We start from the raw sequence: 23,988 nt of genomic DNA on the forward strand, positions 1-23,988 counted from the left end.
GGTGGAAGTTGGTCGAGATGGCGGTATTGGAAGTCGGGCGGCCGAGCGGGCATGCAGTGTCAGGTGCCTCCCGGTTGCGTGTCGAGTTCATGCGCGACTGGAAGCAGGCAGCCGCGCGCTGGAGCGCGGTGGACCAAGGTACCGTATTCCAGAGCAGGCTCTGGCTCGATGCCTGGTACGGGGCGTTCGACGATGTCTCGCCGCTGATTGCGATCGTCTCGGAGCAGATCACCGGCCGTGATGTCGCGCTGGTGCCGCTGGTTCGTCGCGTGCAGGGCGGCATCCGGGTCGTGGAGTTCGCCGACCTCGACCTCACGGATTACAACGCACCGCTTCTCGGCCCCGGCGCCTCCGATGATCCGGCGGAGGCGGAGGCGGTGAACCGGGCGCTGCTCGCGGCGCTGCGCCAGCTGCCCGAGGGCGCGGACCTGCTGCGCATGAGGAAGATGCCGGCCACGCTTGGCGGCCGTCCAAATCCGCTGGTGTCGCTCGGGCGGACCGGCTCATGCTCGTTGAACGGCAACCTCATCGAGGTCGACGATTTCGATGCCTACCGCGCCTCGATCAAGCGGATGCAGCTTCCGCGAAGCTGGCGCGTCTTCAGCCGGTATCCCGGCGCACAATTCCGCCTGCTGACCGATGCTGATGAGGCGCTGGGGCTGCTCGATACCATGGATCATCAGCAGCAGTCGCGCATGCAATGTCTCGGGCTGCACTTCAACCTGAACCAGGGCGCGCGCGCCAGATTCTATCGCGATCTCGTCAGGTCCGGCATCGGGCAGGGCTATGCCGTCGTCTCGGAGCTGCGCTGCGACGAGGCGATCGTGGCGACGGTGTTCGGCATCAGGCGGGCCAAGACGTTCGTCTTCCTGCGGATCAGCAATGCCGGCCGGCGCTGGTCGCACTGCTCGCCGAGCCGTCTCATCATCGAGCGGACGATGGCCGCCCTGCACGGCCAGGGCGTGCGCGAATTCGATCTCAGTGTCGGCAATTATGCGTTCAAGCGGCGCTTCGGGGCGACGCCGCTCCCCCTGACGGACGTCAGCATCGCGCTCGGCTGGCGGGGCCTGCCCCTTGTGCTCCGCGATCGCTCCGCACAGCGGCTGCGGCGTCATCCCTGGCTTGCCGAAAAGGTCGGGCGTGCACTCGGAAGGCTGTCCCATGATCAGGAGTAACATCGCTGCGCCATCGGGCGCCGAGGGCAAAGCGCATTTCCGCGTGCTGGACGGCTGGCGCGGGATCGCCGCATTGCTGGTCGCGCTGTTTCATCTCAATCTGCTCAGCCCGCTTTATTCGCTGGATTTTGTCCGCAATGCTTTCCTGTTCGTCGATTTCTTTTTTGTGCTGAGCGGATTTGTCATCACCCACAGCTATGTCGACCGGCTCGGCACCGCTGATGGCGTTCGCTCCTTTGCCATCCGGCGCTTCGGCCGCCTGTGGCCGCTGCATGTGGTCGTGCTGACCGCTTTCGTGCTGGCCGAAAGCGCCAAGGCCGTGCTCGCCGCCCGCGGCGCGTCGTTCTATGCCCAGCCTTTTGCCGGCGCCAACCTGCCGTCCACGATCCCGCTCAACCTCGCGTTCTTGCAGCCGTTCGGGTTTACCCACGAACTGACCTGGAATCCGCCGAGCTGGAGCATCGGCGCCGAGTTCTGGACGTACCTTGTCTTCGCAGCCGTGATCTTCATCTCGCGGAGCTGGCTGGCGCGGTATCGCTTCGCGGCCGAAGGCCTTGCGGCGTTGCTGTTGGTCCTGAGCTTCATGACACTGATCCTGTTCTCGGCGCATGGCATCGATGCAACCTTCGATCTCGGATTTGTCCGCTGCCTGTACGGCTTCCTGGTCGGGCATTTCTGCTACCGGCTCTGGCAAGTCTGTCCGCGCGACATCTTCGCAAGCCCCTTGATCGAGGTCGCGGCCGTGATCCTCGCGTTTGGCTATGTCGCCACGGCCGGCCGCGGCGTCCATTCGTTCGTCGCACCGCTCGTCTTTGCCATGGTGGTGCTGGTCTTCGCGTTCGAGGCAGGGCCGGTTTCGAAGCTGATGTCGAACCGCGTCAACGACTGGCTCGGCCGGATTTCCTATTCGATCTATATGTGGCAGGCCTTCATCATCTTCAATTTCGTCGACCGCCCGGTTTCGATCATCGAAAAGCTGACCGGTCGCGCGCTCACCACGACGGACGGTGCGGTTTCAGCGCTTGGCGGCGAGGCCGGCAAGCTGATCGTGCTCGGCGGCCATTGGCTGCCGCTGCTGGCGACGATGGCCTTCGTCTGTGTGCTGGTCGCCGTGGCAAGCGTCAGCTATGTCGTGATCGAAAAGCCCGGCCAGGCGCTGTTCGCGCGCTCTGCGGCGTCGCGCGGCGGTCCGGCCAAGGCCGTCGTCATCGCGCCCAAGCTACCCGCGTAAGGGTTTCGGTCAGCAGCGCGTCGGTGCGGTGGATCGACGGGTCGAACGGCACGCGGCTGGTGCGCTGATATTTCCAGTTGCTGCCGATCTCGCGGAAATGCCGGAAGGAGAACTCGCGGCTCGTGGGCAGCCGGGACGGCAGCCACGACGCGATCGAATGCACATGCCATTGCACGTGGGCCGGGCATTTGCTCGGCACGACGGTCCATTTCGGCTGACAGCGGTTCATGTCGCGCCAGCCACGGCGCCATGAGAACCGCTGATCCGGCGGCATCAGAACCGAGAAATCGCGGTGCCGCGGCAGACGGTCCGCGACGTCGGGTCCGGCGGGCTCGTTCACGCCGATGATCCAGCGGCCATGATAGCGCACGAAACCGAATGCCGACTGCTCGGCCGCCTCGAACACCGAGCGGCCGGCCTTCGAGATCACGAACTCATCGACGTCGGAATTCATCGCAGCTCTCGCGTCCTGCAGGAAGCACCAGCGCGCATGCTCCCAGGCGCCGAGCTGGCAGAAGTCGGAATCCCAATGCTCCCAGCTGTTGGCGCCCTGCGGGCCGTATTTGAACGGCCATTCCACGACCGCCGATCGTTCGATGCCGGAGACGGTCTGTAGCGCCGCGCTCAACGTAGCGCCGTCATAGGCGGTCGATCCGTTATCATAGATCAGCACGGCATCGGCGCCATGGATGTCGCGGTTGAAGCGAACCCAGTCCAGGATCCATTCGATCGGGTTGTCCTTGGACATCGTGAAGATGACACGGCGGTCGCGGAAGATCGCGCGATCATCAGGCGCGGCGCGAATCGTGAAATCACCGAGCGGGCCGGTGGCGCGAATATCCATGCCTTCGGCGCTGCCGCGGAGCCAGATCTGGGCGTGGCGGTCGAACGGCCTGATCTCGGCGTTCAGCCGTCGCGAGCCCTGATGGAATTCCGTCCGCGCGATCTCGTCGGCAAGATTGAAGAACGGCGGCGCGAACAGGACGGTCTGCGCGACACCGATGTCGACGGCCTCGTAGACCAGCGTGGTATCGTCGAACTGGCGATCGAAATCGGGACCGCGGAAGGCGAGGGGACGCGTGGCTTCGCGCCGCGCCGCGCTGAAATCAGCAAGCGAGACGGCGCTGGCCCGGCGGACGATATGGTGCCGGCCGACGGCGAGATTATTCTTCGGGACGAACAACATCTGCTCGCTCAATACGCTCGGTCCTGATCATCCATCGCTACACTGCAGGCTTGGACAGAGCGAGGCGGCGCGCGAGGCGCGGACCGAGCACCGCTTTCCGGATGCCGACGATATCAAGTGCAAACGCGGCGAGGAGATAGGTGGCCGAGCCGCAGGCAACGAGAATGCAGAACGTCAGGAGGCTCTCGGGCAGCAGCTTCTTCAGGATGGCCAGCACCAGCGCCATCGCGGCGGTGGCAAGGCCGATACGCAGCGCATGCATCAGATTGAAGGGAAGCGGGAATGCCCGGCGCGCCAGCAGCCAGCCGAAGCCGACCCCGAACAGTTCGGTGATCACCAGCGCGCAAGCCGCGCCGTCGAGGCCATAGCGATCGATCAGGAGCGGCATCGTGGCGAGGTTCACCAGCAGCATGCCGGTGCCCTGCAACGCGATCATGAACGGCCGCTTGGCGAGGTGAAAGCTGACATGGACATAGGACTGCGTGATCGACTGGAACAGCCAGGCGAACACGAGAATGGGCAGGATCTGGGCGGCGGTCTCGCGGAATTCGCTGCCAAGCACGATATCGGCGACGAAATTGGCGGTCAGCGCGAAGCCGACCACGGCCGGCAGGATCGCAGCCAGCAGGATCTCGAAGCTCGTTTCCAGATGGCGGCGGGTGTCCTCGATGCCGCCGCGGGCAAAGGCGCGCACGGCGAGCGGAATGGTGGCCGAGGCGATGCTGGTCGAGGGGATCAGGATGATCTGCCGGACCAGGTCGGCGGACGCGCCATAGTGGCCGGCCGCGGCGTCGCCCATCAGGTGAAACACCAGCATGCGGTCGAGCGCGGCGTGGATCGCGAAGATGAAGCCGGAAATCGTGAGCGGCACGCCGAATTGCGCGAACCGCAGCAGCTCCGTGAAATCGATCGGCGCGCGCGGCTTGCGCCAGATCACCAGCGCGAAGACGGTCGCGGTGACGAAATAGGCCACCGCCGCCATGGCGAGCTGGCCGAGCCCGCCGCCGCCGAGCAAGGCCGAGATCAGACACAGCGCGAAGGCAAGGCAGGCCCGCACGATCGAGGCCGCCATGAAGGAGAGGCTCTGCAGCCGTGCCTTCTGCAGCTCCTGCCCGATCTCGAACAGGCCGAGGCCGAGTGCGAAGCCGATCGCGGCGAGCGTACGCTCCGATGGCACCGCGGTCGTCATTGTCGCAACGACAAAGGCGATCGGCGCGGCCAGCACCGAGATCAGATAGGCGAGCAGCACCGTCTTCCTGACGTCGACGGTGCCGCCTTCCGACTGAAAGCGCAGCGCGGACACCCGCACCCAGGTGAACAGCACGGCTGACACCACGCCGGCGGTGCTGAGACCGACGACGTAGACGCCGTACTCCTCCGGCGAAAGCAGCCGCGTGAAGCAGATCGCGCTCAACAGGCCGATGGCCGCCGACACGATGCTGGCAATGGAATATTGGAGGGTCTGTTGCAGCACGTTCGTCAGATTCCGGGCACGGTGCAGAACTGCGCGATCGTCTGCATCAGCGGTTTTGGCGCATAGTTTTCGTCGAGCGGCAGCGGCCGGTTCTTCAGGCCGTCGGCGCGCTTAAAATAGGTCGGAACCCAGGTGTATTTGTCGGTGATGCCCCAGGTGAGCACGCTGTCCAGCGAAGCGCCGTCGCTCAGCGCGGCCAATAGCGTCTGCGCGCGCTGCGCGGCCTGCCGGTCGCGTTCGGCGCTGTCGGCGGGCAGCTTGTTGTCGATGACGTCGAGCTCGGTGATCGCGATCTTCAGACCCAGCGCCTTCATCTCGGCGGCGAATTGCTGCAGGCCCTCGACGTCGATGGTGAGGTTGCCGCGCAGATGGGCCTGCAGGCCGACGCCGTGGACGGGAACGTTGCGGTCGAGCAGGAAGCGAATGAGCGCGGTCAGGGCCTTGCGGCGGCTGCGGAAGCGCGCGCCTGTATACTCGACGTCATATTCGTTGATGAACAGCTTGGCGGCGGGATCGGCCGCGTGCGCCGCTTCGAAGGCCATCGCGAGGTGATCGATGCCGATCGCGCGCTGCCAGATCGTCGGCCTGAGATCGTCGAAGGCGGCGGCATCGTCTGCCAGCGGCTCGTTGACCACGATCCAGGAATCGATGCGCGATCGATAGCGCGAAACCACGGTGTCGATGTGTTTCAGAAGCTCGTCCTGCGCCAGCGAAAGGCTGGTCAGGCTCTCTGTCCATGACGGCATGACGCCGTACCAGACCAGCGTGTGGCCGCGCAGCCGCAGACCGCTGTTCATGGCGAAGGCCGCGACGCGGTCGGCGGCCGCAAAATCGAAAGTCGCGCGGTCGGGCCGCAGATCGTTCCAGATCAGCCCGCCCTCGGGCACGACGATGCTGCAATATTTGCGGATCGCGTTCGCATAATCGGCGTCGGACTCGAGCAAGGGCGGCCTGACCGCCGCGCCGAAGCCGACCGGGTCGTTAACGCGCGCAACAAGGGGCGCGGGCGCAAACAGGCCCGATAGCGCGGCGAGACCGCAAGCTCCGCCCTTCAATGTGTCGCGTCGAGACAGCATGGTGAACCTCTCCGCCGGTTCAGCAACGATCGTGCCACCCGGCTGCACGCGCCCGCAGCGATGAAACGCGTGTCGAGATACGGTTTTAGGCCGCAATCACCAATGATGCGCTAATCGGATCGATCATGATCGGAGGGAGGAGGAATCCGTGCGGATTCGAGACAGGGCGCCGGCAGGTCGGGGCGGGAATCCAATTAGGGTTAATGAGACCTTGGCGCGTATCGCCCGCGAATGCGACCGGCGCGTCCGCGAGAAATGGGAGGGGGCTTCAGGAAAGTTACGGCAGGCGAGCAAAATGGAGATAGCCGCGATCCGCGGCCGATCACGCTTCGTCACGCCGGCTTCACGAAGCCGTGCATTCGGGGCAGCGCATCGCGCCGCGCGAGGCGCGATAGAGGCTGCGGCAGTACCAGCGCCGTGCCATCGCCTGCAGCGGGCGACGGACCAACTGGGCCATAAAGAGCATTTCGACCATGGCGACGTCCTTGCGAGGGGTGTGGATATCCTTGCGGGATACCCGATAGATGGGGCGGCATCGCGCCAGGAGAATGCCGCCCGCATCGCATCAGCCATGCAGTTTCTTGGCGGTTTCCGCGACTGTGCGGCCCTGATAGCGCGCGCCGGCAAGCTCGTTGGCGCTGGGCTGGCGGCTGCCGTCGCCGCCGGTGATCGTGGTTGCACCATAGGGCGCGCCGCCGGTCACTTCGTCGAGCTTCATCTGGCCGGCAAAGCCGTAGTTCAGCCCGACGACAACCATGCCGAAATGCAGGAGATTGGTGATGATGGAGAACAGCGTGGTCTCCTGGCCGCCGTGCTGGGTTGCGGTCGAGGTGAAGGCGCCGCCGACCTTGCCGTGCAGCGCGCCCTTCATCCAAAGGCCGCCGGCCTGGTCGAGGAAGTTCGCCATCTGCGAGGACATGCGGCCGAAGCGCGTGCCGGTGCCGATGATGATTGCATCGTAATTGGTGAGATCATCGATCTTGGCGACGGGCGCTGCCTGATCCAGCTTGTAGTACGACGCCTTGGCGACCTCGGGCGGAACGAGCTCGGGCACGCGCTTGATGTCGACCGTGGCGCCGGCTTCGCGGGCGCCCTCGGCGACGGCATTGGCCATCGCCTCGATATGGCCATAGGCGGAATAGTAGAGCACGAGCACTTTTGTCATGATGTTTCTCCGTGAGGTTTCGATGACGGCTGGGGTGAGAGGGCCAGTCGTGACCGGATATTCCCGGCCACGCTTGGTTTGGCGTTGGATTGAAGATAGGAGGCGCTAGGCCGCGTCGACCAGCACCAGCTCGGAATCCTCCAGCGCGGTGATGGTGAGGTTTTGCTCGTTCTGGATCGCAGCGCCGTCGCGGGCATTGACCTTGACGCCGTTGACCTCGATCGATCCCGTTGCCGGCACCAGATAGAGGTGACGCGACCTTGTCGGTGCATATTGCGCGCTCTCGCCGGCCTTCAGCGTGGTGGCGAGCACCCGCGCATCGGCGCGGATCGGCAGCGCTTCCTCGTCTTCAGCAAAGCCGCTCGCGAGCGTCACCAGCTTGCCCGAACGATCGGATTTCGGGAACGGCTTGGCACCCCAGGTCGGCTGTCCGCCTTTCGTGGTTGGCTCGATCCAGATCTGGAAGATCCGGGTCTTGATCGGCTCCAGATTGTATTCGGCGTGGCGGATGCCGCTGCCTGCGCTCATCACCTGCACGTCGCCGGCTTCGGTCCGCCCCTTGTTGCCGAGACTGTCCTGATGCGTGATGGCGCCTTCGCGCACATAGGTGATGATTTCCATGTTGGCGTGCGGATGCGCCGGAAAGCCCGTGTTCGGCGCGATCTCGTCGTCGTTCCACACGCGCAGCGAGCCATGGCCCGTGTTGTCGGGGTCATGGTAGCTTGCGAAGGAGAAATGGTGCTTGGCCTTGAGCCAGCCGTGGTCGGCGCTGCCGAGCTTCGCGAAAGGTCTGAGTTCGATCACTGGATTATTCCTCTTATTGAATGATTGATTGCGTCAGGCGCCGAAACCGCCATCGACATTGAGCACCGTGCCGGTCACGAAGGAGGCCTCGGGGCTTGCCAGGAACAAGACGCCGGCCGCGACTTCCTCCGGCCTGCCGAAGCGCTGCAACGCGTGCTGCTTGCGCTGGGTTTCGGCGAAATCGCCGCCGTCCTTTGGATTCATGTCGGTATCGATCGAGCCCGGCTGCACTACGTTGACGGTGATGCCGCGCGGACCGAGGTCGCGCGCCGCGCCCTTGCTGTAGCCGACGATCGCGGCCTTGGTGGCGGCGTAGTCGGCAAGGCCCGGGAATGACGCGCGTGTCGCGATGCCGGAGCCGACGGTGACGATGCGGCCGCCTTCACCCATCAGCTTTGATGCGGCGCGGATCGCCGTGACGACGCCGTGAACATTGATCGCCTCCTGACGCGCGAAGGCCGCGATGTCGGACTTGGGATCGTCGATCGGGCCGCCGATGGCCACGCCCGCGTTGTTGACGAGGATGTCGAGCCGTCCAAAATCCTTGGCGACCTTGTTGACGAGCTGCTCGACGTCCTCCGGCGAAGCCTGGTCGGTCTTGTAGGCGCGGGCGTCGACGCCCTTGGCTTTCAACTCCGCAACCACCGCGTTTGCCTTGTCGGGGGAGGCGACATAGCTGATCGCGACACTGGCGCCTTCCTGGGCGAGCGCCCGGGCGCTGGCTGCACCGATGCCGCGCGAACCGCCGGTGACGAGCGCAACCCTGCCTGCGAGTTTCTTGGTCATTGGATTCCTCCATTGCCTTGGTTGTTGCCTTGGCTGTCGATCAGCTTGTGAATAAGACCGCCGGTCTGGTATATAAATAGAAACTATTGAAACTCATTGTTTCTGAAAGAGAGTTCAGGATGGCCAAGCTTCCGGACTTCGAAGCGCTCGCGATTTTTGCAAAAGTCGTGGAATTACGGTCGTTTGCGGCGGCAGCCAGCGAGCTTGCGCTGTCCAAGGCCACCGTCTCCAAGGCGGTGAGCCGGCTGGAGGAACGGCTCGGGACGCGGCTGTTCAACCGCACCTCGCGGCGGCTCGCGCTGACCGATGCCGGGCAGAAACTGTCCGAGCGTGCAGGCCGCCTGCTGGCCGACGGAGAGGCGGCGGAGAACGAGGCGCTGGCGCAGTCGGTGGTGCCGCGCGGGCTGGTGCGGCTGGCGGTGCCGATGACGTTCGGGGTGCGCGAGCTGGCGCCGCTCTTGCCGGAATTTCTGCAAGCCTATCCGGAAGTCTCCGTCGACCTGCATTTGAGCGATGCGATCGTCGACCTGATCGGGGAAGGTTTTGATGCGGGCCTGCGGATAGCGCGGCTGCCGGATTCCTCGCTGATCGCGCGCAGGCTCTGTCCGATGCCGCGCTACACAGTGGCCGCACCGTCCTATCTGAAGAAGTACGGGCGGCCGACGCATCCGATGCACCTCGCCGAGCACCGCTGCTTCGGCTACGCCTATCTGTCGGGCGGCGGCGTCTGGCACTACACCAATGCGAGCGGCGAGCAGGTCAGCGTGCGGCCGGACGGGCAACTGCGCGTCAACAATGGCGAGGCGGTGATGCCGGCGCTGCTCGCCGGCCTCGGGATCGCCGACCTGCCGGAATTCATCGTCGGCGACGCGATCGCTTCCGGAGAGGTCGAGGTGATCCTCAAGGGCTGGACGCAGCCGGAGGCTGCGGTGCATCTCGTCACCCCGCCCGGCGGCCCGCGGCCCGCACGCGTCGAGGTGCTGGCGGATTTTCTCGCCAGCCACTTCGCCAGGGGGCAGAAGAAGTAGGGTGGGCAAAGCGCAGCGTGCCCACCGATCACTCTCCAAACGATCCCGCAATATCCTTCATGTCTCCGCCCCAATCGGACTCCAGCAAGCCGCGTTCAACAAAACGATGAAAGCTGCTGTGAGGCCAATCCGCAACGCGCGTCACATGTCCGTGCTTCACGGGATTAAAGTGGATGTAGCCGACGTGACGCTCGAGATCGGCTTGATCGCGAATTGCGTGCGCCCAATAGCGACGCTGCCAGATTCCCTTTTCGCGTTTGGAAACCTTGCTTTGTGATCTCGGCTTCGCGTCGACTCCGCGGGAAAACCCGCTCTTGATGAGGTTCCAACGGGTGGCGAAGTCCCGGTCATCTTCAGGCAATGCCCACAGAGCGTGAATGTGATCAGGCAAAATACAGACGGCAATCGTCTCAAAAGGACGTCGTTCTTGAACGGTCCGGTAAGCCTGTCTTAGGCGATCGATTTCCTCGATTAGCAAATTGCTCGAACGATCGGCAAGCGCAACGGTGAAAAAGAACAACCCGCCTTTCACATTGGCACGTCGATAGTTCGGCATGATTTCTTGATAGTATGCCAAGCCCATGGTGGGCACGCTTCGCTTTGCCCACCCTACGATACGGATTTGTTTGTCAAACAGCCAAAAGACACGCGGCTACGTTCCCGCGGCGCGAAACGCCCGAGCGTTGCAAGGACCACCCTCGATATGAGGGCGCAGGGAATGCCGGGTGCGAGCCGCACCCGCAGCCTCGCGTGCAGTAAAGAAAAGCACACGAGTTAGTCACCACAGGTACAGCCGGACATCCCGGCATTCCCCGCGCGATTGGTTTTAACGGTTTCCTTCGTGCTCTCCCCGGTGACCGGGCTTTCTTGCCACCGTCGTCCGCGAGAGCTTGCCTCTCGCGAACTTGGCATCAGCGTCGGGATGCCAGGACCACACGACTTCGCCGTCCGCGAGCCTGCGCATTCGTCTCGTGCGCCGATCGCGTCCATCGCATCCCGCACCCAACGTTCGTGACGATGCGCAACGCCCCTCGGATCGAGGCGGGACGCGCGGATTGAAGCCACTGATTTGCCCGACAAACCAAGCGGAATATTTTTCGCTTAAGGACTGGACGACCCAAATCAGCTTGAGTCCACTCGCGAATTTCGATTTTGCGCGCAGGCGATTTGACCCGGATCACGCCGGCGAGCTGGTGTCATTTGGGATGGAACCGACCGCCCGGACGACAATTCGCATGGGTCAGGATCGTTGACCTCAGCGTGTCCGTGCGGCAACAACGAGCAGAGAAAGTCGCGCCGCGCCAATTTTCGCCACATCTACGGCGCTTCGCCCGACAAACGTGGCTGCAAGTGGTGCGCGCCAGGCCTCATCCGTTTGAGAGCCTCGCGCGGTGGGAGTGGTGACTGCGACGAGAGACAGCAATGGGACGCAGGGGGCGAGCGTGGTGAACCGGGGACGTCGCGCTTCGCGGATCGGACCGGCAGGGCCGCGTCCGATTCCAGGTTCTTCCAGAAAGGTTGTCAAAATGCGTTTCGCCAGCCGGTTTGCCGTTGCGGCAACAGCCGCGTTCATTTTCGCAACGATGGGCGCGCCCGCCGAAGCGGCGTCGGGGAGTTGCGGGAAGGCAGCCGAGCTCTCGGTGCTGCCCTCGCCGTTCGCGCCCTGGAAGGGGGTGCCGCTGCGCGTCATGATCGTCACCGAGAAGCCGCTCGAGGGCGTGATGTCGCTGGTCGCACCCGATGGAAGCGTCGCCGTCAAATCATCCGACCGGCACGGCGGTGGGCCATATTCCTGGTTCGCCGAGGTCGCCGAGCCGACCGCGGGCACGTGGCACGCTACTCTGGCGCTCGACCACCCGACGGCCGATTGCAGCACGATCACCCGCGATATCTCGGTAAGCGCGCGCAAGCCCGACCCTGTGTCTATTCCGCCCGGTCGATTCTGGCAGGTGCGCAATAGCTGGGATCGCGAGACGGAATCGCTGTTTGCCGCGTGGATCGAAAAGCTGTTCGACGCACCGCCTGACCAGGATCTGTCCTGGAAGGCCTGGCATGAAGTCCTGCGCGATCAATCGCGCAATTTCCTGTTCAACTATCTCGGTCGCGGCGAAGACAATGCGAAGACCGGCCTTCGCCCTGACTGCGCCGATTTCGCGTACTTCCTGCGCGCCTATTTTGCCTACAAGATCGGGCTGCCATTCGGCTACTCGAATTGCTCGCGCGGCATCGGCGGCAAGGCTCCGAAGTGCTACCAGTGGTTCGACATGGAGCATCCCGAGGCCACGCGTCCGCCGCCGCCACCCGAGCAGGAAGTCGCCCCCGTTGCGGTCGCCGACGCCATGCCGCCTGCGCAGACGCCGGGGCTTCTGCACCTGTTTGGCCGGCCACAGTCGGCCGAGACGCCGCCGGTCATGCCGCCTGCGGCTCCGGCGAAACCGAAGCCAAAGCCGCCGACAAATTTCAGCGAATATCTCCGGGACGTTGGCGACGTCGTGCACACCGGCGCCGTGCGGGTCGCCGCCAGCGACGAGAACACCGATTTCTACACTGTCCCGCTGACGCAGGATGCGCTGCGCCCGGGCACGGTGTACGCCGACCCCTACGGCCATGTGCTGATGCTCGTGCACCGCGTGCCGGAGCTGAACGGCAAGCCGGGCGTCTTCCTCGCGGTCGATGCCGAGCCCGACGGGTCGATCACACGAAAGCGTTTCTGGCGCGGCAATTTCCTGTTCGTGCACGATCCTGCGCTCGGCAGCCCGGGCTTCAAGCACTTCCGGCCGATCGTGCGCGACAAGGGCGCTTCGCTGCGGCGGCTGGCCAATGCCGAAATCGCCGGCAATCCGCAGTACGCCGATTTTTCGCTCGATCAGTCACAGATGAGTGCCGAGGACTTTTACGATCGCATGGATGACGTGATGTCGCCAGAGCCTCTTGATCCCGTCAAAGCGATGACGGACGCGATCGCCAGTCTGAACGAACAGGTGAAGACGCGGGTCACCTCGATCGAAAACGGGCGGAAATATCAGGAAAAGCAGGCCGGCGAAGTGGCTATGCCCAACGGCCCCTCGATCTTCGAGACGACGGGAGCCTGGGAGGATTACTCCACACCGGCGCGTGATTTCCGTCTGTTGATCGCGATCGACGTCGTGCGGGGATTTCCCGATCGCGTCGCACGGCGGGCAGCGCGCTATGCGATGCCGAGCGGCAAGAGCATCGAGGACGTGAAAGGCGAGTTGCAGGGGGTGCTTGCCTCCGAGCTCGGCTCGCGAAAAATATCCTACACGCGCAGCGATGGCTCGCAGTGGACGCTTTCGCTCAAGGAGGTCATCGACCGGGCAACGTCGTTCGAGATGGCCTATAACCCGAACGACTGCGTCGAGATCAGGTGGGGCGCGGCGGAAGGTAGCGAAGAGGCATCGACGTGCAAGCGGCATGCGTCGCAGGCGCAGCGCGCGAAGATGTCGTCGGAGTACCGCGGCTGGTTCCGTGAGCGGCACTGGCCGACACACACCTGAAATCGCGACGGCGCTGAACTGCGGACGATGCAGGGCACATCAAGGCCAGCTTCTTTCGCAGCGCGCGCAGCCAAAAAAAGCCCCGCAGACATGCGGGGCTTTTTTCGTTAGTTGTAGCCACTGGTACCGGCCGACGAGCCGCCGAATTCGGATGAGCCGGTCCCGCTCAATGTGGTCGGACCATCCGGATCGCCGTTCGGATTGCCGTAGTTCGGACGCAAAGCACCTGAGCTGGTCAGCGGCACACCCCTGTGCAGCATGACATGGGTCCTGACGCCGGGCTCATGACGAACCGTATTTGCAAGCGCGAGCGTGCCAGGGAGCATGAGCGCAGAGGCCAGTGCTATTGTCGCGAGTTTCATTTGAGTCCTTCTTGTCATGAAGATGGTTGTGTCGTCCTTGTTCTGTAGATAAGGGACAACCGCATCGTATGCTCGCGCTTAAAGAAGTTTTTAGTGGAGCGGTCGCCGCGTTCACAGCTCGCAGAGCTTCAACCAGCGGGCGCTGCGCGAAGCCACTGCAGTCATCGGCGATTGCCGGCCGCGCTCACGCCGGTCGGGGCAAATCGGCCCTAACGCTCGGGCAGTCCGAGTTCGACCTCGATCTTGATCAGCCGTTCGCTCGCGGCGAGAAAAACCGGACTGGCATTGCGGGTCGGCAGCGAGACGTTTTGCGCCGTCGAGCCGGGCCGCAGCTCCAGCGCCTTTGCCATCACCGCCCTGGCTTCCTCGTGACGGCCGAGGAGCTGATAGGCCACCGCCAGCAGCATGTGGGTGCGTCCGGTCCCCGGCGTGATCGCGAGCGACCGTTCGAGCCACGGCACGGCCTCTTCGTTACGCTCCATCAGCATGCAGGCCAGTCCCGCCCCGAGCAGCCAGGTCCAGCGTGAGAATTGCGGCGTTCCGAATTCATCGGCCTGCTTGAATGTCGCCAGCGCTTCCTCGAAGCGTCCCTGCAGGATCTGCGTCAGGCCGAGGTTGAACAGCGCGGTCCCGTCCCACGGGTCGAAGCTCAGCGTCCGCGCGCAGGCCACGAGGCTTTCGGCAAGCTGGTTGGTCGCGGTGAGCAGGCGGCAATAGGCGCCGAGTGCCGGAACATAAGTCGGTTTCGCCCGCAGCGCCCGCTCGAGCATCGCACGGGCGTCGCGCTCGGTCGTGGCGGCATTGGCGGGATCGTACCAGACTGTCTGGATGCCGCGCATGAGATGCGCCGCAAGCGCGATCTCGAGGTCGACATTGTCGGGGTCGGCCGCGAGCGCCGTTTCCAGCATGGTCTGCGCGGCGCGATACCGCTCCGGCGTGGTCTGGTTGATCACGGCCATGGCCTGCTCGATCACCACCCTGGCGTTGCCGGCAGGCAGGGCGTCATCGCCTCCGCTTCGCATCAGCGCATTCGCATTGAGCAGCGCGTTGACCCGAAGCGCCAGCGAATGGCCGATGCCTGCGGCGAGCCGGGACTGCTGAAGCGCCGGATCGCCGTCCTCCGTGCCGACGGAGACGGACGTGGTCCAGCGCACCTCGCCTGTCGCGGCCGAGGTCATGCGCGCCTGCGCTTCCCATGATTTTGCGCCTTTCACCAATTCGGCGCTGACCACGAAGTCGGCAGGTGCGTTGCGCATCCCTCGCGGCGACGTCGACGTCGCGACGGCGGGGGGCGCCACGACGCGGATGCCGTCGATCCCGGCGAGCCCATTGGTGAGGCGCAGCGTGACGCTCGCCGCCATCTCGGCCGATTCCGGGTCGCCGCCGCTGGCGGCGATCGGAACCACCATGATGGCGGGCGGCTTTCGCGCGAAGATCGGATCGGGCCCGAAGACGGGTGTGGCGACCGCAAGACCGATGAGCGCACCAACGCCTGCGATGCCGAGCCCGGCGATAGCTGCGAAAATCGTCCGCCGGCCGGTGCTGAATGGAGACAGTCTCCCGACAGGCGCGGCCTTCGTCTCCGCTGCCGCACCCGCAGCGGCTTCGCCGGCCGATGCAACGGCGGCAGGCTCGCGCGTCACGTCCGCGTCGAACAGATAGCCGCGGCCCGATACCGCGCGGATCAATTCGCGCCGATCATCGCCTAGCGCTGCGCGAATCTCGCGGATGCACTGAAACAGGCTGTCTTCGCTGACGTGGACATTCGGCCAGATTGCCTCGATCAGCTCCTGCTTGCTGACGATGCGCCGGGCGTTGCCCGCGAGCATGAGCAGCATGTCGAAGGATTTCGGCCGCAGCCTGATCGGTTGGCCATGGCGGCCGCGCAGCTCGGCGCGCTGCGAATCGATCTCATGGCCGGCAAAACGAAGCACGCTGCCCCCGGGTCTTTGGCGCTCGGTGCGGACCGCGGGAGGGATAGCAGCAACCGGTCCGATTGCAAGACGCGGCGCGCATTGCGGGCCGATCGAATCGCCCACCCCGCGGCGGGTCCGACATGCTTTTTTGCGGATGCGAAGGCGCCGTGCGCGCGATTTGGCGTCTCTTCAGGCATTTGGAGGCATTCTGAGGGCGGATTTCAGAAAAACTTCAGAATCCTTGGGCCGGCCCGTCAGGACTCCGGCCGCCGCTCCATGAGAGATTCAGCGTGAGAGATTCAGTCGCAGGGGCGGCGCCGCTTCCCGAGGAGGCGGCCTCGGCCTGGCGGTAGCGGATTGCGGAGATCGGACGTGAACCTTCTGGGAACGCGGCGGGCTGTGCTGCTGACGGTATTCGGCCTCACGGTGATCCCGTGAACAGGCTTGCTCCCCGGCTGGTGTGGCCCTCCGAAATCGGCCGTTCGGCGACCGACGACAGCCCGCGCATCGCCGCCTCGCTGCCGCTGATCGGCCTCGCCGATGGCAACCAGCTTCGCCTGAGAGGATTGTTCGGGCTGACCCGGGCCCAGGCGCGGCTGGCGCTGCTGCTGTTCGACGGCAAGAGCGTGAAGGAGGCTGCGGCCGATCTCGGCATCACCGAGGGCAGCGCGCGGCAATATCTGAAGCAGGTGTTTCGCAAGACCGGCGCCAGGCGTCAGGCCGATCTGGTCCGCATCATGATCCGGGCGCTGCCTGAGCTGAACTGACGCAAGCGCTCCAATCATGCCAGCGTGACGCCGCGTGCGCCTTTGCCCAGCCGGCAAAATTCGTCATGATCTCTCCAAACAAGCGCTGGGGAGAGAAACTGCCGATGCATCGCCGTCAATTCCTGCAAGCCGCCGCCAGCCTGCCATTCGCGCCGGCGGTCCTTTCCAGCGCCGCGCTCGCGCAGGCCGCCTATCCCAACCGCAACATCACCATGATCGTGCCGTTTCCGGCCGGAGGCCAGGCGGACCTTGCGGCGCGGCCGGTGGCGCTCGCGCTCGAACGCGTCCTCGGCAAGCCGGTGATCGTGGACAACCGCGCTGGCGGCGCCGGCGGCTCGATCGGCAATGCACAGGCCGCGCGCGCGGAAGCGGACGGCTACACGCTCCTGATGACGCTGTCCTCGCTGGCGGTGCTGCCCGAGGCCGACCGCCTGTTCGATCGCCCCGTGGCCTACGAGGTCTCGCAATTCTCTCCGATTGCCCGCGTGCTGGCCGACCCGACGCTGCTCGCCGTGCCGGCTTCCGCGCCATGGAAGACGCTGAAGGACTTCGTCGAGGATGCCAAGGCGCGGCCCGGACAGATTCCCTACGGCTCCTCCGGTCCCTACGGCACGCTGCACATCGCGATGGAGATGTTTGCCGCCAGCGCCGGCATCAAGCTCCTGCACGTGCCGTTCCGCGGCGCCGGCCCCGCGCTCACTGCGCTGTTGTCAGGCACCGTGCAGGCGCTGGCCTCGGCACCCGGCACGCTGAAGCAGCAGGTCGACGACGGCAAGATGCGCGTGCTCGCCAATTGGGGCGCCGAGCGCATCGCGAGCTTCCCCGACCTGCCGACCTTCCGGGAGCTCGGCTACAAGGATGTCGAGTTCTACATCTGGGCCGGGCTGTTCGGGCAGAGCGCGCTGCCTGCGCCGGTGATGACGCGGCTGCGCGAGGCGATGGCGCAGGCGGTGAAGGCGCCGGAGGTGACGAAGACGTTCGAGACCGCGGGCAGCCCCGTCGCCTATCTCGACGCGCCGGAATTCTCGGCCTTCGTCACTGAGGACAGCGCGCGCCTGATCGCGGCGGTGAAGAAGATCGGCAAGGTCGAATAGGGGAACTTCACGTTTTCTTGTCCGGTGCGAACCTTCCGGCGTCGCATTCATTTGCGAGCGTGAACCGGCAGCGCGGGGGAACTCAATCGAACGAAGGAAAGGAACCGCCATGCGAGCGCGCCGGATTGCATTTTGTCTTGTCGTCGCAACAAGCGCGGTCGGCGCGACAGGGAGTGCAGCGTCAGCGGAAGAATATCGCGGCACATGGGAACAGCAGATGGCCTGCACGCCCGATGTGTGGCGGTTTTGCGCATCGCAGATTCCCAATGTCGACGGCATTGTCGCCTGCCTCAGGCAGAACACGCCGCAGCTCTCGAGCAGCTGCCGCGCGGTGTTCGAGTCCAATGCCAGCGCGCAGGCCCAGCAGCAGCCTCAGCCTCAGCCGCCAGGGCAGCCGCGCGGCCGGGTCGCGTCACCGCAGCCGATGGCGCCGCCGGCGCCACCGCCGCAATCGCGAACCTACTAGGCGCGATGATGCCGGCCGCTTACACCGCGGTCGGCATCTTCCAGCCGCCGAAGCTCTTCTCCAGATGCGCTGTCAGCGCCAGCGCGACGTCCTCGCGCCACGGGCGCGCCGCGACCTGCACGTTGAGCGGCAGCCCCTCGGGCGAGGTGCCGATGCGCACCGTTGCCGACGGCCATCCCGTGAGGTTGTACATCGCGGCGTAGCCGAGCCCCTTGCGGTAGGTTTCCTCGAAGCTCGTGCCGTGGGCCATCGCCGGATAGGGCGCAACCGGCGACAGCACCGCGTCGTAGTTTTCCAGAAAGCGCAGCATCGCGTTGCGATAGAGGTCCCAGCGCACGAAGGCGGCGAGCGCCTCGGTGGTGCTGGCCATCGCGGGCGCGACGAAATAGGTCAGCGCCTGCTCGAACAAGGGCGAGATCTGATCGCTGCCGATGCTCTTGAGGAACGCGCGGGTGCCGACGCCGCCATCGCCGCGGCTCATGTCGTAATAGACGGTGAAGGCCTTCTCCGCATCCGGCGGCCGCTTCTCCTCGACCTTGACGCCGGCGTCGGCGAACGCCCTGGCGGAATCGCGGACCGCGGCCGCGATCTCCCTGGTCGGGCTCGCGGCACCGTCGTCGTCGAACCAGGCGACGCGCAAGCCGTTCAGCGTCACGGTTTTCGGATCGAGCAGCGGCATGCCGACGATGGAATTGTCGCGGAAGTCGGGCCCGGAGATGATCGGCAGCGCCAGCGCGAGGTCCTCGACGCGGCGCGCGATCAGGCTGACGTGAAACACCGAGGCGCGGGCGCCCAATGGCAGCGGAAACTGCCCGGTGCGCGGCACCCGGCCGGAGGTCGGCTTGATCGCGGCAAGCCCGCAGAAATGCGCGGGGATGCGGATGCTGCCGCCGGCGTCGGTGCCGAGCCCGAGCGGCGAGCCGCAGGCGGCGACGATCGCGGCCTCGCCGCCGCTCGAGCCGCCCGGCGTGCGTGCAAGATCGTAAGGGTTGTTGGTGCGGCCATAGACGAGGTTGTCGCTCTCGATCGCACCCGCAAGCTCCGGCACGTTGGTCTTGCCGAGGAAGATCGCGCCCGCCGCGCGCAGCCGCGCCACCGCGGTGGCGTCGGCCTTCGGCACGTAATTGGCGCGGCCCTTGGTGCCGCCGGTGCAGATCACGCCTGATGTTTCCAGCGTGTCCTTGATCGTCATCGGCACGCCGTGGAGCGGGCCCTTGATCTCGCCGCGGGCGAGCGCTGCATCGGCTTCGTCGGCTTCCTTGCGCGCGATCTCCGCCGTCAGCTGCACGATCGCGTTGAGCTTGGGGTTGACCTGGGCGATGCGGTCGAGATGCGCCTCGACCACGGCCTTCGAGGTGAGCTGTTTGGTGCGGATCGCGGTGGCGAGCTCGCTTGCGGAGGCGAGGATGATCGGAGGCGGCTTTCCTTCCGCGGCCCGCGCGGAGGTCGTGAGGAAATTCGGCCCGGTCGCGGCCGCGGCGCCGGCCAGCGCGACCGAGCCCAGGAAGTCGCGGCGTGCAATCTTGTCGCTCATTGGAAATCCAATCGTGATGCTGAGGGGGAAGGAGGGGACCCCGATGATCGCGATTTCCGTCAGGCAGGCAAATGTTACCTCTTGCCGCGCGGCGCCGGTCACTCAGATGTGAAGCTCTTGCGGATCGGCGGGCGCAACCGCGGCCTGGCAGACGTCGACCCATTCGGCCGCGGTCAATTCAGCCAGGCGCTGCGGCGCAATTCGGACTGCGCTGTGCGTCGAGCCTGCGGCCGGCAGCACCACGTCGAAGGCTTTCAACGAGACATCGCAATAAATCGGCAGCGGCGTCTTCAGCCCGAACGGGCAGACGCCGCCCACCTCATGGCCGGTGATATCGGCGACCTCGTCGAGGCCGAGCATCTTCGGCTTTCCCCCGAAGGCCGCCTTCACCTTCTTGTTGTCCATGCGCGCGGTGCCGCTCGCGACGATCAGGACCACGCGCTCGCCGACCCGCAAGGAGAGTGTTTTCGCGATGCGCGCAGGCTCGACGCCGAAGGATTCGGCGGCAAGCGCCACCGTTGCCGAGCTCGTCGGCGATTCCATCACTGTGATGTCGGGGGCTTTCTCGGCGAAGAACTTCTTGACGGATTCAAGGCTCATAGGTGGCAACGACTTCCGGTAATTCCGACAGCGAACGGATGCGATGGTCGGGCGCGACGCCGAGCTCGTCCATCTGCGTCCTGATCGCCTTGAACATGGTCAGCGGCGCAATTGCAACCGTTTCCACGCAGGCGAGCGCCATCGCCTGCGGCGTCACCCGCTCGATCCAGGCGACGTTGAACCCGAATGCCTTGGCGCCGCAGGCGTCCCACGGGTTGGAGGACACGAACAGCACCTCGGAGGGGCGGATGCCGAGCTTCTCCTCGACCAGCAGATAGGCTTCCGGCGCGGGCTTGAAGACCTTGTTGGCATCGACGCTGATCGTCGCATCGAGCACGGCGTCGAGGCCCGAGTTCTTCACCAGCGCGTCGAGCATGTCCGGGCTGCCGTTGGAGAGAATCGCGAGCTTGTGGCCCTTCAGCGCGGCAAGCGCCGCCGTCGCGTCCGGATAGAGATCGAGATGAAGGTATTTGTCCATGATGCGCGCGAAGGCGGCACCGTCATGGTCAAGCGCGAGGATGCGCAAGGTGTAGGCGAGCGAATCCCGCGTCACGGCGGAAAAATCCTCATAGCGGCGCATCAGCGAACGCAGCCAGGAATATTCGAGCTGCTTGATGCGCCAGGCCTGCGTGATCATCTCGCCGTAGCCTGGAAAGGTCTCCTCGGTGATTTCGGCGACCGACTGCACATCGTAGAGCGTGCCATAGGCATCGAAGACAACGGCTTTGATGGTCATTTGTCCGGCCCCTTGACGAGTGCGCTGGCGCCGATGGTCGAATACAGGAATTCGCGCAGCGCGTCGACCGACCGCGCCGACGCGGCGGGGTTGAATTCGAGGTGATGGCCGAAATAGTCGAGGCCACCGGCGAAAGCGGGCACGTCGAATTCATGATGCGCGCCGGAATAGACGACGAGGCTGATCGGCACGCCTTCGCCGGGCGATCGCGCGATGCCCCAATCGTCCCTGCCTTCGACCAGGTTGCGGCATTCGGCGGCGAGCGTCCAGTCGTCGCGTGCGCCGATCAGGATCAGCGTGCGCACGGTCATGTCGTCCTTGAAGCCGAGGCAGGGCGGGTAGAAGGCGATAGCCGCGCGGAACTTGTGGCGCGCGGTCGCCTCGAGGATGCCGCGCTCGACCGAGGTCAGCGCGAGCCAGCCGCCTTGCGCGAAGCCGAGCACCGCGACGCGGTTCGGATCGACGGAGGGGTCCCGCACCAGGAAATCAAGCGCGCGGTAGGCGTCGAAGGCAAGCGCGGTCGGCGCGCCGCTGGTGCAGGTGTTGTCGAGGCCGCGCGGCGTGAAGCTGTCGACGGTGAGCGTCACATAGCCCCACGACGCGATGCGGCTGCCCCAGCGCGCGTCGAGCCGCGCGCCGTTGCCGTCGCAGCCATGCAGCAGCACCACCGCAGGTGCCGGGCCGCCGCCCTGGCTCCGGCGCATATAGCCCTGCAGCGGCGGCCGGCCCGCGAGCGGGCTTTCGAATGCGACCAGCGAAGGCGCAAGCGCAGGGGGCGCCGCGCCAGCGGGAAGCGCGGCGACGGCAGCAAGCAGCAACGCGAGCGACCTTGCGGCTGACATGGCGGACACCGTTTTGGGTCCAGGCTCGGCTCGAAGCCTACATCCGCCAGATGCCCTCGCGCCACCTCAGATGCCGAGCAATCTCCTTGCGTTCGCCTTCAGCACCTTGGGGCGGATCTCGTCGCGGATCTCGAGCCTGGCGAAGTCGGCCAGCCAGCGGTCCGGCGTGATCACGGGCCAGTCCGAGCCGAACAGCATCTTGTCCTGCAGGATCGAGTTGACGTAGCGCACCAGGATCGGCGGGAAATATTTCGGCGACCAGCCGGACAGGTCGATGTAGACGTTCGGCTTATGGGTCGCGACCGACAGCGCCTCCTCCTGCCAGGGGAAGGAGGGGTGCGCGAGGATGATCTTGAGGTCCGGGAAATCCGCCGCGACGTCGTCCATGTACATCGGGTTGGAATATTTCAGGCGCATTCCCATGCCGCCGGGCATGCCCGAGCCGACGCCGGTCTGTCCGGTGTGGAACAGCGCGATCGCGCCGCCGTCATTGATCGCTTCGTAAAGCGGGTAGGCCATGCGGTCGTTCGGATAGAAGCCCTGCATGGTCGGATGGAACTTGAACCCCCTGACGCCGAACTCCGCGATCAGCCTTTTCGCCTCGCGTACGCCGAGCTTGCCTTTGTGCGGATCGATCGAGACGAAGGGGATCAGCACGTCGAGATGGTCGGAGGCCGCTTCCAGCATCTCGTCATTGTTGTAGCGGCGAAACCCGGTCTCGCGCTCGGCGTCGACAGGGAAGATCACGGCGGCGATGTTCTTGGCGCGATAATAGGCCGCGGTCTCCGGCACCGTCGGAGGGTGCTTGTTCGGCGACTTGAAATAGTCCGCCATCCTGGCCTGGAAGTCGTCATAGCCGTCGTCGGCATGAAGGCCGCAGGGTTCCTCGGCATGGGTGTGGATGTCGATCGCGACGACCGCGTCGATGTCGGGCAGCTTCAGTCTGGCCATGGTTCGCCTCCCGGCGCGATTTCTGGGGTTTGGCAAATTGATTATATCATATAACAAATTTCGCAAGCGTGCGGCCGCCTTGCGCGTCGATGCCGGCGCTCAGGCGATGCGGGCGAGCAGCGTGAACTCGCGCTGGCCGTAGTCCGCCAGCGTGTCGGCGGCGCAGCCCAATTCGCTCGCCAAAAAGCCGGTCCACGGCTCCGGCAGGGTCCGGTAGAGCGCCTGCTCGGCCGACGGCTCATCATCCAGCGGCAGCATGAAGTTGACGGCGAAGCCGCGCCGGCTCTTGGCGCGCAGGTCGGCCAGGATCGACCGGACATAGGCCTCCCATGGCGCGACCGGCCAATCCAGCTTGACGTTGAACACGCCGCTTGCAACCGAATAGTCGGCGATATCAGGGCATTGCGAGCCCACGGAAAACGTCGCCGCAGGCTTGTGCGCCCATTTGGCGCGCGCGGCCTCGATCATCTCGGGCGAGATGTCGATGCCGTGATAGCGCACGGTGAGGTCCGGGTGGCGGAAGTCGAAATATTCCAGCAGGGCGCCATAGCCGCAGCCGAAATCATTGAGGCTGAAAGGCCTGCGGAGATCGCAGACCTTCACGAGCTGCGCGAAGCGGAGATATTGCGAGGCGGCGCTCGACCAGTCGACGCCTCGCGCTGTGGCTCCGTGCCGCCTCAGCTTGCCGGTGTAATAGGCCCGCGCGGTGTCGGCCGGCTGCATATTGTGTTAGACATGGCCGATCGGCGCGGAAATCAGCAGATATTCGTCCTTGGAAAAGATGAAGGGGCGGTCGCCGACCTTGACCTCGAGCTTGGTGCCCGGGTGCCAGGCAAATTTCACCGGAAGCGGACTCTTCGATTCCAGGTTTTCCTTCAGCGCCGTGATGATCCGGTCGTGCGCCGTCACGTCCTTCCGGTCGGAGGGGATGCTTCTCAGGTGATCGCAGTACTTGAACCAGCCGCGGCGATTTTTCGGGTCGGGCAGCGCGAGGTTGAGCAGCTTGCAGATGCTCTTGAGCGAATGCTCCTTCACGTTGAAAACGTCGAATTCCTTCTGAACCGCGATCATTTCCTTGATCGGATCGCCGGGCGCGAAGCGGTTGTCCAGCACGTTGATGATGGTCCCGACCGACGGGTCTTCGACAAGTGCTCCCATGATTTTTCTCCTACCTATGATTGTAAACGCGCTGGTTTTGAAAAATTCACCCTAGCGTAGAGGACCGGCCTTTGCCAGCGGGCGGGCCTGGCTTCCGGAAATGTCGTCAAAGGGTCGCATTA

General features: G+C 65.0%; 24 protein-coding genes. 7 read left to right on the forward strand and 17 right to left on the reverse strand.

The annotated features are described in order from the left end of the window. The first annotated feature begins 17 nt into the window (after positions 1–17). Both QOU61_RS06915 and QOU61_RS06920 read left to right on the forward strand, forming a co-directional pair. Entirely contained in the window at positions 18–1,175 is a 1,158-nt protein-coding gene (locus QOU61_RS06915) for a GNAT family N-acetyltransferase (protein ID WP_289657371.1), read from the forward strand. Next, positions 1,162–2,406, forward strand: a complete 1,245-nt coding sequence (locus tag QOU61_RS06920; RefSeq protein WP_289657372.1) for an acyltransferase family protein — start codon at positions 1,162–1,164, stop codon at positions 2,404–2,406. Before QOU61_RS06915 ends, QOU61_RS06920 begins: the two co-directional genes overlap by 14 nt. On the opposite strand, the gene QOU61_RS06925 is transcribed toward QOU61_RS06920, so the two are convergent. From QOU61_RS06925 to QOU61_RS06955, 7 genes are all read right to left on the reverse strand, one after another. Continuing rightward, entirely contained in the window at positions 2,381–3,592 is a 1,212-nt protein-coding gene (locus QOU61_RS06925; protein ID WP_289657373.1) for a hypothetical protein, read from the reverse strand. The two genes, QOU61_RS06920 and QOU61_RS06925, sit on opposite strands and share 26 nt — an antisense overlap. Before the next feature lie 37 nt (positions 3,593–3,629). Then, positions 3,630–5,066, reverse strand: a complete 1,437-nt coding sequence (locus QOU61_RS06930) for a lipopolysaccharide biosynthesis protein (protein ID WP_289657374.1) — start codon at positions 5,064–5,066, stop codon at positions 3,630–3,632. A gap of 5 nt (positions 5,067–5,071) precedes the next feature. Then, positions 5,072–6,142, reverse strand: coding sequence for an endo-1,4-beta-xylanase (locus QOU61_RS06935; protein WP_289657375.1), 1,071 nt, complete (start codon positions 6,140–6,142; stop codon positions 5,072–5,074). Positions 6,143–6,485: 343 nt separating this feature from the next. Continuing rightward, positions 6,486–6,617, reverse strand: coding sequence for a hypothetical protein (locus QOU61_RS06940; protein ID WP_289657376.1), 132 nt, complete (start codon positions 6,615–6,617; stop codon positions 6,486–6,488). A gap of 90 nt (positions 6,618–6,707) precedes the next feature. After that, a complete protein-coding gene (wrbA, locus tag QOU61_RS06945) occupies positions 6,708–7,307 on the reverse strand; it encodes an NAD(P)H:quinone oxidoreductase (protein WP_289657377.1) in 600 nt (199 codons plus the stop codon). A gap of 105 nt (positions 7,308–7,412) precedes the next feature. Beyond that, complete coding sequence (locus QOU61_RS06950; RefSeq protein WP_289657378.1) at positions 7,413–8,111, reverse strand: pirin family protein; 699 nt, start codon at positions 8,109–8,111, stop codon at positions 7,413–7,415. Between the two features lie 33 nt (positions 8,112–8,144). Next, positions 8,145–8,897, reverse strand: a complete 753-nt coding sequence (locus tag QOU61_RS06955) for an SDR family NAD(P)-dependent oxidoreductase (RefSeq protein WP_289657379.1) — start codon at positions 8,895–8,897, stop codon at positions 8,145–8,147. 119 nt (positions 8,898–9,016) lie between these two features. Here QOU61_RS06955 and QOU61_RS06960 point away from each other — a divergent pair, with 119 nt between their 5' ends. Next, the gene (locus tag QOU61_RS06960) at positions 9,017–9,925 is read left to right on the forward strand and encodes a LysR family transcriptional regulator (protein ID WP_289657380.1); all 909 of its coding nucleotides are present in this window, start codon (positions 9,017–9,019) and stop codon (positions 9,923–9,925) included. A 28-nt stretch (positions 9,926–9,953) separates the two neighbouring features. Here the strand turns inward: QOU61_RS06960 and QOU61_RS06965 are convergent, their stop codons facing one another. After that, positions 9,954–10,481 (reverse strand): REP-associated tyrosine transposase, encoded by a 528-nt coding sequence (locus tag QOU61_RS06965; RefSeq protein ID WP_289661332.1) that lies wholly within the window; start codon positions 10,479–10,481, stop codon positions 9,954–9,956. Between the two features lie 970 nt (positions 10,482–11,451). Between QOU61_RS06965 and QOU61_RS06970 the strand changes: the two genes are divergently transcribed. After that, positions 11,452–13,440 (forward strand): hypothetical protein, encoded by a 1,989-nt coding sequence (locus tag QOU61_RS06970; protein WP_289657381.1) that lies wholly within the window; start codon positions 11,452–11,454, stop codon positions 13,438–13,440. Between the two features lie 107 nt (positions 13,441–13,547). Here QOU61_RS06970 and QOU61_RS06975 read toward each other — a convergent pair whose 3' ends face one another. Both QOU61_RS06975 and QOU61_RS06980 read right to left on the reverse strand, forming a co-directional pair. After that, a complete protein-coding gene (locus tag QOU61_RS06975) occupies positions 13,548–13,802 on the reverse strand; it encodes a hypothetical protein (protein WP_289657382.1) in 255 nt (84 codons plus the stop codon). Positions 13,803–14,011: 209 nt separating this feature from the next. Then, positions 14,012–15,736, reverse strand: a complete 1,725-nt coding sequence (locus QOU61_RS06980) for a tetratricopeptide repeat protein (protein ID WP_289657383.1) — start codon at positions 15,734–15,736, stop codon at positions 14,012–14,014. 416 nt (positions 15,737–16,152) lie between these two features. Here QOU61_RS06980 and QOU61_RS06985 point away from each other — a divergent pair, with 416 nt between their 5' ends. The 3 genes from QOU61_RS06985 to QOU61_RS06995 all read left to right on the forward strand — a co-directional run bounded on the left by QOU61_RS06985 (position 16,153) and on the right by QOU61_RS06995 (position 18,045). Beyond that, a complete protein-coding gene (locus QOU61_RS06985; RefSeq protein WP_289657384.1) occupies positions 16,153–16,485 on the forward strand; it encodes a helix-turn-helix domain-containing protein in 333 nt (110 codons plus the stop codon). Between the two features lie 104 nt (positions 16,486–16,589). Then, the gene (locus tag QOU61_RS06990) at positions 16,590–17,579 is read left to right on the forward strand and encodes a tripartite tricarboxylate transporter substrate binding protein (RefSeq protein WP_289657385.1); all 990 of its coding nucleotides are present in this window, start codon (positions 16,590–16,592) and stop codon (positions 17,577–17,579) included. A gap of 217 nt (positions 17,580–17,796) precedes the next feature. Next, entirely contained in the window at positions 17,797–18,045 is a 249-nt protein-coding gene (locus tag QOU61_RS06995; protein WP_502876893.1) for a hypothetical protein, read from the forward strand. Positions 18,046–18,064: 19 nt separating this feature from the next. On the opposite strand, the gene QOU61_RS07000 is transcribed toward QOU61_RS06995, so the two are convergent. The 7 genes from QOU61_RS07000 to QOU61_RS07030 all read right to left on the reverse strand — a co-directional run bounded on the left by QOU61_RS07000 (position 18,065) and on the right by QOU61_RS07030 (position 23,866). Next, entirely contained in the window at positions 18,065–19,579 is a 1,515-nt protein-coding gene (locus QOU61_RS07000; protein ID WP_289657387.1) for an amidase, read from the reverse strand. Between the two features lie 102 nt (positions 19,580–19,681). After that, positions 19,682–20,179 (reverse strand): YbaK/EbsC family protein, encoded by a 498-nt coding sequence (locus QOU61_RS07005; RefSeq protein WP_289657388.1) that lies wholly within the window; start codon positions 20,177–20,179, stop codon positions 19,682–19,684. Beyond that, positions 20,169–20,915 (reverse strand): haloacid dehalogenase type II, encoded by a 747-nt coding sequence (locus tag QOU61_RS07010; protein ID WP_289657389.1) that lies wholly within the window; start codon positions 20,913–20,915, stop codon positions 20,169–20,171. The genes QOU61_RS07005 and QOU61_RS07010 overlap by 11 nt, the downstream gene beginning before the upstream one ends. Beyond that, positions 20,912–21,757, reverse strand: a complete 846-nt coding sequence (locus QOU61_RS07015) for a dienelactone hydrolase family protein (protein ID WP_289657390.1) — start codon at positions 21,755–21,757, stop codon at positions 20,912–20,914. Before QOU61_RS07015 ends, QOU61_RS07010 begins: the two co-directional genes overlap by 4 nt. Before the next feature lie 66 nt (positions 21,758–21,823). Further along, a complete protein-coding gene (locus QOU61_RS07020; RefSeq protein ID WP_289657391.1) occupies positions 21,824–22,708 on the reverse strand; it encodes an amidohydrolase family protein in 885 nt (294 codons plus the stop codon). A 99-nt stretch (positions 22,709–22,807) separates the two neighbouring features. Beyond that, complete coding sequence (locus QOU61_RS07025) at positions 22,808–23,431, reverse strand: class I SAM-dependent methyltransferase (RefSeq protein WP_289657392.1); 624 nt, start codon at positions 23,429–23,431, stop codon at positions 22,808–22,810. A gap of 6 nt (positions 23,432–23,437) precedes the next feature. Continuing rightward, the gene (locus tag QOU61_RS07030; protein ID WP_289657393.1) at positions 23,438–23,866 is read right to left on the reverse strand and encodes a hypothetical protein; all 429 of its coding nucleotides are present in this window, start codon (positions 23,864–23,866) and stop codon (positions 23,438–23,440) included. Positions 23,867–23,988 lie beyond the last annotated feature (122 nt).

This window comes from Bradyrhizobium sp. NP1 (assembly GCF_030378205.1).
Lineage (GTDB): Bacteria > Pseudomonadota > Alphaproteobacteria > Rhizobiales > Xanthobacteraceae > Bradyrhizobium.

What these genes read in the sequence shown, in the direction of transcription:
- QOU61_RS06915 (WP_289657371.1), top strand. Translation starts at nt 18, where the DNA reads ATGGCGGTATTGGAAGTCGGGCGGCCGAGCGGGCATGCAGTGTCAGGT.
- QOU61_RS06920 (WP_289657372.1), top strand. Translation starts at nt 1,162, where the DNA reads ATGATCAGGAGTAACATCGCTGCGCCATCGGGCGCCGAGGGCAAAGCG.
- QOU61_RS06925 (WP_289657373.1), bottom strand. Translation starts at nt 3,592, where the DNA reads ATGTTGTTCGTCCCGAAGAATAATCTCGCCGTCGGCCGGCACCATATC.
- QOU61_RS06935 (WP_289657375.1), bottom strand. Translation starts at nt 6,142, where the DNA reads ATGCTGTCTCGACGCGACACATTGAAGGGCGGAGCTTGCGGTCTCGCC.
- QOU61_RS06940 (WP_289657376.1), bottom strand. Translation starts at nt 6,617, where the DNA reads ATGGTCGAAATGCTCTTTATGGCCCAGTTGGTCCGTCGCCCGCTGCAG.
- wrbA (WP_289657377.1), bottom strand. Translation starts at nt 7,307, where the DNA reads ATGACAAAAGTGCTCGTGCTCTACTATTCCGCCTATGGCCATATCGAG.
- QOU61_RS06955 (WP_289657379.1), bottom strand. Translation starts at nt 8,897, where the DNA reads ATGACCAAGAAACTCGCAGGCAGGGTTGCGCTCGTCACCGGCGGTTCG.
- QOU61_RS06960 (WP_289657380.1), top strand. Translation starts at nt 9,017, where the DNA reads ATGGCCAAGCTTCCGGACTTCGAAGCGCTCGCGATTTTTGCAAAAGTC.
- QOU61_RS06965 (WP_289661332.1), bottom strand. Translation starts at nt 10,481, where the DNA reads ATGCCGAACTATCGACGTGCCAATGTGAAAGGCGGGTTGTTCTTTTTC.
- QOU61_RS06970 (WP_289657381.1), top strand. Translation starts at nt 11,452, where the DNA reads ATGCGTTTCGCCAGCCGGTTTGCCGTTGCGGCAACAGCCGCGTTCATT.
- QOU61_RS06975 (WP_289657382.1), bottom strand. Translation starts at nt 13,802, where the DNA reads ATGAAACTCGCGACAATAGCACTGGCCTCTGCGCTCATGCTCCCTGGC.
- QOU61_RS06990 (WP_289657385.1), top strand. Translation starts at nt 16,590, where the DNA reads ATGCATCGCCGTCAATTCCTGCAAGCCGCCGCCAGCCTGCCATTCGCG.
- QOU61_RS06995 (WP_502876893.1), top strand. Translation starts at nt 17,797, where the DNA reads ATGGCCTGCACGCCCGATGTGTGGCGGTTTTGCGCATCGCAGATTCCC.
- QOU61_RS07000 (WP_289657387.1), bottom strand. Translation starts at nt 19,579, where the DNA reads ATGAGCGACAAGATTGCACGCCGCGACTTCCTGGGCTCGGTCGCGCTG.
- QOU61_RS07005 (WP_289657388.1), bottom strand. Translation starts at nt 20,179, where the DNA reads ATGAGCCTTGAATCCGTCAAGAAGTTCTTCGCCGAGAAAGCCCCCGAC.
- QOU61_RS07010 (WP_289657389.1), bottom strand. Translation starts at nt 20,915, where the DNA reads ATGACCATCAAAGCCGTTGTCTTCGATGCCTATGGCACGCTCTACGAT.
- QOU61_RS07015 (WP_289657390.1), bottom strand. Translation starts at nt 21,757, where the DNA reads ATGTCAGCCGCAAGGTCGCTCGCGTTGCTGCTTGCTGCCGTCGCCGCG.
- QOU61_RS07020 (WP_289657391.1), bottom strand. Translation starts at nt 22,708, where the DNA reads ATGGCCAGACTGAAGCTGCCCGACATCGACGCGGTCGTCGCGATCGAC.
- QOU61_RS07025 (WP_289657392.1), bottom strand. Translation starts at nt 23,431, where the DNA reads ATGCAGCCGGCCGACACCGCGCGGGCCTATTACACCGGCAAGCTGAGG.
- QOU61_RS07030 (WP_289657393.1), bottom strand. Translation starts at nt 23,866, where the DNA reads ATGGGAGCACTTGTCGAAGACCCGTCGGTCGGGACCATCATCAACGTG.